Genomic DNA, 7,808 nt, shown 5'->3' with positions numbered 1-7,808 from the left:
TCTTTTCTTTTCTCTCTTTTCTTATTGCTTCCGACGAGCCTGGCGAGAGGAAAGCATGGCAAAGAAAAGAGAAAGAGATCATTGTTTTCGGTGTGCCAGGATGATCGGGGGCTGGCCATTGAATGGGTTTGCCATCCTCCCAATCGTCCTGGCGCCCATCCCGGAAGCCCGCAGTACACTTTTGTCCCCAAAGCGTTCCCGGATCGTATCCATAGCCGTGTACAAATTCAGCCGCTCCTCTGTGTCTTCGAACAGGTTGATCTGGTAGTTCCCCGAAACCAGGTGGCTAAACCGGATGCCCACCAAACGCACCAGCAGCCTCCGGTTGTACAAAGTCCTGAACAGGTCCAGGATCCTGGGGATCAGGATATGGTCTGCACTCGTGTAGGGAATCCGCATTTGCTTGGTATAGGTATTGAAATCGGAATAGCGGATCTTCACCGCAATACAAGCCGTAAGCTTTTCCCCCCTGCGCAACTGGTATGCCAGGTTTTCGGTCATGGCAACGAGGATCCCCCGGAGTTTTACCACATCAATGGTGTCCTTGTCGAAAGTACGTTCAGTGGAAATCGATTTCCGCTCGGAAAAGGGGATTACAGGGGTGTGGTCTACCCCGTTTGCGCGTTTCCAGATCACCCTGCCATTGGCCCCCAGCACGCGCTGCATGATATCCACGGGCATTTCCTGGATGGTCTGTATTTTCCGCAACCCGAGATTGCGAAGCGTCTGGTAGGTCTTGTCGCCCACCATGGGGATCTTTTTGATCGACAGGGGGGCCAGAAAGGGCTTTTCATACCCTAGGTCGATCTTGAGCTGGTTATTGGGCTTGGCCTCGTTGGTGGCCACCTTGGAAACCACCTTGTTTACCGAAAGCCCGAAGGAAATGGGGAGCCCCGTTTCCTTTATGATCTTTTTCCGGAGTTCAGAAGCGTAACGGTAACAGCCAAAAAAACGGTCCATCCCCGAAAGGTCCGCGTAGAATTCGTCTATGCTCGACTTCTCGAAGACCGGCACCTCTTCCTTGATGATTTGGGTAACCACGTCAGAATGCTTGGTATAGGTACCCGCATTCCCGCGGATCACCACGGCTTCCGGGCAAAGTTCCCGGGCCATTTTCATGGGCATGCCGGAATGCACTCCGAAACCACGGGTCTCGTAGCTGCAGGCGGCCACTACCCCGCGGTCACTCGTACCCCCCACCAACAGGGGTTTATCCCGTAACTCACTGTTAATGAGCCGCTCTACGGATACAAAAAAAGTATCCAGATCCAGATGGAGTATCGTCTTTTGCATCACTATCCAAAAAAGGATAGCTAATATATGGATTATTTCCTATTTTATGGAATTATTCCATGTTAAAAATACGTACTTCCTGAGTATGAGTGAAAGACGCCTATCAGTCAAATGCAAAACCCGTGGACATCCTGAACACCAGGGCGTACAAGGCCATAAAAAAGAGGATAAAACTAAACCATGCAAAGGCTTTAAGACCGTTCTTTACCATGTAATGACCGAGGTTCTTAAAGGCCTCGGCGTAAATTTCCTTAATCATAACTGCTGTTTTCATAACAAATGCTTTTATGAGTAGGATGGCAAAGGCTGTACCAGGTTTAAAGCTAAGGGGCAATTTTTGGATGAACTGCACCCCAAAAGGGATAAAAACAGCATTTTTAGGCCATTCCACCAAAAAAAGCCCCACTTTTCGTGGGGCCGTTTCATGTATCTGAATCTCCTGGCGTTATAGTTTCTTTACTGATGCAGGTATTTCCTCTGCTTAACAAGCCTAAAGCCCTTCCATGGCGGTGACAATAAGGTAAACCATATACGATATGTACAGGCATCCCACCACCAGGAACAGGTCAATGTAGTTGAACTTCTTAGGCTTCCACATCAAAATTGAAGCTGCAAAATGCGTTTAATCAAAAGGGAACCCGGTAAAAATCCGGTAAACAAAAGCGTAAAGCACTACGGTAAACATGATAAAGCTGAACCATGCAAAAAGCTTGAAGTAATGCTTTACCAAATAGTGCCCTAAGTTTCTAAATCCTTCCCTGTAAATTTCCCTTAATAGTAAAACTGTTCTCATACGCGATAATTGAGTTAGTAACGTAGTTAATCTTTTCGTTTCAAATGTATTTTCATTATTATTCCCGTCACGCGCTTTTGGTTCATCTGTCCGGAACATTGGATGAACTACTCCTTATTTTCAACTCAACCGAAAAACCATACCCTTCGCAGAAGCCCAGTTGGAATGCCGATCCCGATCAACTGAAAAATTCTTCGGTCTTTGAATCTGTGCAATAAAAAAGCGGGACGCTGGTCCCGCTCTTTCCTTGCATATATGATGGATATTACTGTACTGTAATGTTGAAGGTCTGACTAATATCTGTTTCCCCACCGGCATCGGCCAGGGTACCGTCATTTGGTTTTTTAGGTTCGTGACGAAGCGTAATAGCTAAAGTGGACCTTCCGGCAATACCGGTCTCTAATTGGAAGTTAATCCCAATTGGGTTTCCGTTTCCATCCTGATCAGCATAGGTGATCCCCGTAATTTCACCTGTGGTCACAAAAATGAACTGATGCTCTTCAGCTTCTTCGGCTACTTCTTCCGTAATATCTTCTGCAGGAGATTCCGTCTCATTTAGCAATAAGATCTCCCCTGAATAAGTAGTATTCGCGGAAAATGGCCCTGAAACATCAATTACAGGTGCATCGGGTCCGTCCCCGTCCAGGTCCTGAGATTGCAGAATTACCGTATCGCCTCCTCCCTGAGGGGTCAGGGTAACAATCATTGTCGTGATGAGCTCTTCCTCATTGACTGGATCCGGAGCGTCATCATCAGAACAGGAAACGAACAATACACTAACAAGTGCAAGAGACAAAATTGTTTTAATGGTTTTCATTTTTTGATTTTAAGATTAATAATTAAGTTTCAATTGTAGTATTATATTTCTTCCCAGGTCATCTGCAAAGAATCGCTGTCTGTTTAAATAATCGCGGAATGATGTATCCAGCAGGTTATTTACTGCCAAGGCTGTAGTCAATTGGGTACGCCCTCCCAGCGGGAATGACATACTGCTATTTAGGTTGAGTAGATGATAGGCTTCTGGTGCCGTGTTGATCTCCAGCAAGACCTCTTCTTGTTGTTCCGGAGAGAATACAACAATATCATCCGGTGTTTCATTCTGCCTAAACACATACTGGCTTTCCAGGGAAACCTCAAAGTCGTGCCATTCAGGTTGTTTAAAGGAAACCTGATTATTGAAATTGGCCGCTGGGATATTGATAAGGGCAATATTATTCTCGGTATCCTTTCCCTTTACCAAGGAAAACCGGTGGTCTGATCGCCAATTTTGGGTGTATTGATAATAGCCGGACAAATCAATGCCCAGCAGTCGGGCGTTTGTTTGTCGAAAACTCCAGACCGGGAAGGCACCCCTCAGGGTAAACTCTACTCCGGTGGGCTCCAGGAGCACAAAGTCCTGAATGTAATTCGCATAGGGCTCTACCAGCAATCCCCAGTTGGCAAAATCCTTTTCGAAGGATGTAGAAAACTTATGCGAAGTTTCCTGATCTATTCGCAGGTCACCGAGCTCAATCCTGGCCGCGGAATGGTGCAAGCCATCACTAAAGAGTTCTGAAGGATTGGGGGCCCGTTGTGACAGGGCATAATTGATACGGAAGTTTTGATCCTGATCTTTATACGCCAGCCCTGCTGAAGCCGAGATGTTGTGATAATCAAATACCGGATTGGTCAATAATTGTGTGCCAAGGTCTTCGGTGACCAGATCAGAAAAATCCTGATCGTATCCTCTTTCTTCCCATCGTGAGACCTGAAAGAACTTCTGGGCATCGATGCGGTTGAAATCATAGCGGAAGCCGCCTTCGAGGGTCCAAAATTCAGAGAGGAAGTACTCCCCGGTGATAAAACTGCCCAGGTCAAATTTTTCATAATCCGGGATCAGCCTTCGGACCCCGGTAGCCGGATTGGCAAAGTTGTCTTGATAGCGGGCCAGCAATCCAAATTGCAACTCATAGGCTTCTTTTGCATCCAGTTTAAAATCTGTTGTGAGTGTATGGGTTTGCAGCTCAAGATCAATAGAGGGGGTATCATCGCGTTCCCCGCGCCGAACATCGTATTCAAAGCGTCTGTTATTCTGATAGTCGTATTGGAGGTTGAGTCGGCCCAGACCCTCAAATCGTTTATATATTTTCGCTTTGGCGAGATGATGTGTGACTTCCTGCCTTGGATTTTGCAGGTCATAGGTAAAGTCGCGTATGATCTCAGGCTGACCGCTATTGATACTTCGGATCAGATCTTCAACATTCCCGATGTGAGATGCGCGTAATATGGCAATCTCCGCATTGAAATAGGCATAGCGCACATCCCATCCCCAGGCCAGTTGCTTTCGCCCAAGTTGAAATGAAGCCCCAATTTCACTGATCCCGGTATTGGAGAGCATGTAATCCGGTGCCTCCGCATCTCCCAGTCGCTTATAAGAGGCTTGCCCTTTGAGGTACATACCATTATCATAAGCCCTGTTGAGCTCTGAGGTAATGGTACCTCCACGCCCATTGGTCATTCCTGTTAACAATGTTTTTCCAAAAAGTGTGTCCTTGGCGAAAAGGTTTTTCTGCTCCAGCACAATCACTCCCCCTATGGCGTCGCCACCGTATTTTAGAGCAGAAGCTCCCTTAATTACGGTTACTGCACTGGCTGCATTTACATCTACATTAGGTGCGTGTTCATCGCCCCATTCCATATCCTGCATGCGCACCCCATCGTTCAGGATGAGCACGCGGCTGCCATTTAAGCCGTGAATGGCCGGTTTCACAATATTAGCTCCCGTATTCAAGCTGGACACGCCCGACAGGGATTTCAAGGCATCTCCCAGGCTGGCCCCGCTGAATTGCTCCAGAGTGGCTTCCTCAAGAGAAGCCTCAAGTGCTGAGTTGGTTTTTTTCAGGATGGCACTCCCAATAAGCTGTACCTCCTCCAGTTCAATCTGGTGGTGTTCCAACAGGATCTCTTTGTAGGTATCTCCGCTAACCTCAACTTCGAGGAAGAGGGTCTTACATTCCACATGGGCTACCTGGATCTGATAGGTCCCTGGGCAAATTCCTTCAAATTCAAAGAACCCATCGGTGTCCGTAAGAGCAGAACGCCCAATCTGGTTGATGAAAATACTGGCCTGCTCCAACGGAGTTTTATCGTGGAAGTCGATCACTTTTCCACTAAGGGAAAAACGGCATTCCTGTCCCACCATGGTGATGGGAGCCCAGATGAGCACTATTAAGAGTAATTTGAGTTTCATAAAAAAGATAAAGAAGGAATAAAAGGCAACGCCTCAAAAGCTTTGCAAAAAGGGGTAGGATTACGCCCAGGCAGGCGGAGGGCGGGAAAACAAGGCGTCGGGACTGAAGCGGCCGTCAAAAACAACGATGCCCTTTATATCCTTTTGCTTGTCAATCGCAGGGATATTTGGAACAGGAAGATCCAAATCAACAGGTGGTGTGTAATCGTTACCCTCCTGCTGCATGACAAAGGTGCAGAGTTCGCATTGGACTGCGCCTTCGCTATCATCATGAGTTATGGAATGGTAGCCAAGCCCTTTGGTCCCTATCAATAAGAACAGAAATAAGGCAGAAAGAATTCTATAAAGGCGTTTCCCACTCATTATCGCGAAAGTAGGTGAAGGCGTTAAGATTTACTGTTAATTATTTGTGAATTCTATAGGAGCAACCCCTGTAATTGTTTCGATCATAAGGAGATCGCATGTTATTTCCCAAATATCACTTAGCTGGCAGTAATTATATATTGATAGGGTAATAAGGAAACATCGGCCTCAAACTGGGTATACCCCGCTTTCTTTAGCTCACTGATAACCGTGTCAATGGATATTTTATGGTGTTTGGGTCCTACGGGAATATCGGCGTCAAAAAAATCGATGATGACCAGTTTACCATTTTCCTTTATTCCTCTTTTCACCTTCGCAAAATAATCGGGACGATTTTCAATATGGTGGTAGGTGTTAACAATAAGTACTATATCTACTTCCCCATCTTCAAGACCAGGAGCATCATAAGGGATTTTGCGGGTAGTTATATTCTGGAGCTGTTCTTTTTCGATACGATCTTTCAAAAAGGCCTGGAACTCGTCATCGACATCCGCTGCGATGACCTGGGCTCCTTTTTTAGCCAGTCTCACCGAGAAGTATCCGGATCCGGCCCCAATGTCCATAATCGTCTTTCCTTCTATGTCACCTAAATATTCCAGCACTTTTTCGGGATGCTGATAGTCGTCCCGCTCTGAAGATTCAAACCGTTTCACCAGCTCTTCAACAGGAGTTGCGTGCATGTATGCATTGGCCGTTCCAGGCCCATGGCCTTTTTTGTCATCATGACCAGCATGCTGGTTGTGCCTTGTTTCGGCACCTTTTTCTTCAGACGGTTTCTTCCTGTGTTCCTGGCCATTGCAGGAGGAGAACAGTGCCAGGCTTATAAAAAGGACGGTTTTTTTCATATGAGTATCGTTAAAGAGGCTACTACGCAACAAAATACGAAATATGTGTGCCATTTACGTAAAGAAAAAAGCCCCATATAATATGAGGCTTTAGATCGATAAATTAGGCCTTACGGCCTTCTTACTTAAAAGGAATCATCATTGTGCATTTGAGCCAATATTTACCTGTGCAATGATGATATCACTTAGGGCTTCACTTTCAAAAACATTCAGATGCCCATTGAAATTAATTAATTGATCGAAATTTATACTCGTACCATCATCCAACTGGGAAACCACGGTTTCACTTTCCAGGCATTCACAAGCGTTTAGCTGTATAGCCTGACTTCCACCTTCTTCCTTACTGTTAAAGTGTATCGCTGCTGGATGAACACCTTCAGATGCACCTACCAGGCGAACAAATACGGTGGTAGTATTATCCTGATTTCTGGCAAAGGTTACTTCTCCGGATATATTTGAATTTGTGGTACCTGCCAGTTGATAGATAACAGAATTTTCTGGGTCTGTTCGATCAATAACAGTTGAAACAAATTCATCATCATTGTTATTATTACAACTTGAGATCGCAACAACAAGGGCTAACAACGTTATAATCTTTTTCATAACACTACAATTAAATTCACAGGTAAAACTACAATAACTTCTAAGGTTAAAAAAGCAATTTCATTTGAATGGCAACAACTTTCGATGAAATACAGGAATTCCGAGTAGAAATACTTACAAAGGTTAAGTACTGATAATGAGTATAAGTCCAAAATGAACATTATACCATAAAAACTAAGCTATAAAGCGGAAATTATTACCATACCAAGCGGTACAATCAAAATGAGATAATCCTAGCACAAATTCTTATGATGTAGTTTACAATTACCAAACATTTTAGGCATGTCTTAATCGAAATATAATTCTTTAATGATCAAATCATTAAATACGACTAAAACTATCTTAACAATCCTTCTATAGGTTTACATCATAAACTTAATCGCTTCAAAATCATAACACCATAATATGAAATCATTAAAAAAAATATTGCTTGGAATTCTAACTGTTGTAGTTATGGGTTTGGCGATAATGGGGCGGAATGCTGAGGGTGGAATTTATTCTATGGACAGAAATCAAAACAAAGTAGTTAAGGATAGTCTCAAGTTAAGAAAGCTGGAAGATTCAAAGGCAAATTCTTGTGCTTGTTTTAGGGCATTTGATGTAAAATGAGCTTGCATCAGGTAATTAGACCAGTCCGAAAAATTCAACCTGTATAGCCTTGTACGTGCAGTAATATTTTAGA

Annotated in this window: 9 protein-coding genes; 2 read left to right on the top strand and 7 right to left on the bottom strand. The window is 44.5% G+C overall.

From position 1 onward, the window contains the following. Positions 1-78: 78 nt before the first annotated feature. The 5 genes from dinB to AC4E7D_RS07140 all read right to left on the bottom strand — a co-directional run bounded on the left by dinB (position 79) and on the right by AC4E7D_RS07140 (position 5,315). Positions 79-1,293: a DNA polymerase IV gene (dinB, locus tag AC4E7D_RS07160; RefSeq protein ID WP_490173128.1), complete on the bottom strand. Its 1,215-nt coding sequence runs from the start codon at positions 1,291-1,293 to the stop codon at positions 79-81. Between the two features lie 103 nt (positions 1,294-1,396). Next, entirely contained in the window at positions 1,397-1,567 is a 171-nt protein-coding gene (locus tag AC4E7D_RS07155; protein ID WP_490173127.1) for a DUF6747 family protein, read from the bottom strand. 348 nt (positions 1,568-1,915) lie between these two features. Continuing rightward, positions 1,916-2,086, bottom strand: a complete 171-nt coding sequence (locus tag AC4E7D_RS07150; RefSeq protein ID WP_490173126.1) for a DUF6747 family protein — start codon at positions 2,084-2,086, stop codon at positions 1,916-1,918. A gap of 265 nt (positions 2,087-2,351) precedes the next feature. After that, positions 2,352-2,903, bottom strand: coding sequence for a type 1 periplasmic binding fold superfamily protein (locus AC4E7D_RS07145; protein WP_490173125.1), 552 nt, complete (start codon positions 2,901-2,903; stop codon positions 2,352-2,354). Positions 2,904-2,918: 15 nt separating this feature from the next. Beyond that, on the bottom strand, positions 2,919-5,315 hold the full coding sequence (locus AC4E7D_RS07140; protein ID WP_490173124.1) for a TonB-dependent receptor: 2,397 nt from the start codon (positions 5,313-5,315) through the stop codon (positions 2,919-2,921). A gap of 42 nt (positions 5,316-5,357) precedes the next feature. Here AC4E7D_RS07140 and AC4E7D_RS07135 point away from each other — a divergent pair, with 42 nt between their 5' ends. Continuing rightward, positions 5,358-5,630 carry a hypothetical protein gene (locus tag AC4E7D_RS07135; protein ID WP_490173123.1) on the top strand — a complete coding sequence of 91 codons (273 nt, stop codon included), beginning with the start codon at positions 5,358-5,360 and terminating at the stop codon, positions 5,628-5,630. Between the two features lie 167 nt (positions 5,631-5,797). On the opposite strand, the gene AC4E7D_RS07130 is transcribed toward AC4E7D_RS07135, so the two are convergent. Then, positions 5,798-6,523, bottom strand: coding sequence for a class I SAM-dependent methyltransferase (locus AC4E7D_RS07130; protein ID WP_490173122.1), 726 nt, complete (start codon positions 6,521-6,523; stop codon positions 5,798-5,800). Between the two features lie 138 nt (positions 6,524-6,661). Next, positions 6,662-7,126 (bottom strand): hypothetical protein, encoded by a 465-nt coding sequence (locus tag AC4E7D_RS07125; protein ID WP_490173121.1) that lies wholly within the window; start codon positions 7,124-7,126, stop codon positions 6,662-6,664. 405 nt (positions 7,127-7,531) lie between these two features. Between AC4E7D_RS07125 and AC4E7D_RS07120 the strand changes: the two genes are divergently transcribed. Further along, a complete protein-coding gene (locus tag AC4E7D_RS07120) occupies positions 7,532-7,735 on the top strand; it encodes a hypothetical protein (RefSeq protein ID WP_490173120.1) in 204 nt (67 codons plus the stop codon). Positions 7,736-7,808: the final 73 nt, after the last annotated feature.

This window comes from Lentiprolixibacter sp. (assembly GCF_982873095.1).
The sequence above is the reverse complement of the archived record's forward strand: the minus strand, read 5'-3'. Positions and strand labels throughout refer to the sequence as shown.

What these genes read in the sequence shown, in the direction of transcription:
- AC4E7D_RS07120 (WP_490173120.1), top strand. Translation starts at nt 7,532, where the DNA reads ATGAAATCATTAAAAAAAATATTGCTTGGAATTCTAACTGTTGTAGTT.
- AC4E7D_RS07130 (WP_490173122.1), bottom strand. Translation starts at nt 6,523, where the DNA reads ATGAAAAAAACCGTCCTTTTTATAAGCCTGGCACTGTTCTCCTCCTGC.
- AC4E7D_RS07140 (WP_490173124.1), bottom strand. Translation starts at nt 5,315, where the DNA reads ATGAAACTCAAATTACTCTTAATAGTGCTCATCTGGGCTCCCATCACC.
- AC4E7D_RS07150 (WP_490173126.1), bottom strand. Translation starts at nt 2,086, where the DNA reads ATGAGAACAGTTTTACTATTAAGGGAAATTTACAGGGAAGGATTTAGA.
- AC4E7D_RS07125 (WP_490173121.1), bottom strand. Translation starts at nt 7,126, where the DNA reads ATGAAAAAGATTATAACGTTGTTAGCCCTTGTTGTTGCGATCTCAAGT.
- AC4E7D_RS07145 (WP_490173125.1), bottom strand. Translation starts at nt 2,903, where the DNA reads ATGAAAACCATTAAAACAATTTTGTCTCTTGCACTTGTTAGTGTATTG.
- dinB (WP_490173128.1), bottom strand. Translation starts at nt 1,293, where the DNA reads ATGCAAAAGACGATACTCCATCTGGATCTGGATACTTTTTTTGTATCC.
- AC4E7D_RS07155 (WP_490173127.1), bottom strand. Translation starts at nt 1,567, where the DNA reads ATGAAAACAGCAGTTATGATTAAGGAAATTTACGCCGAGGCCTTTAAG.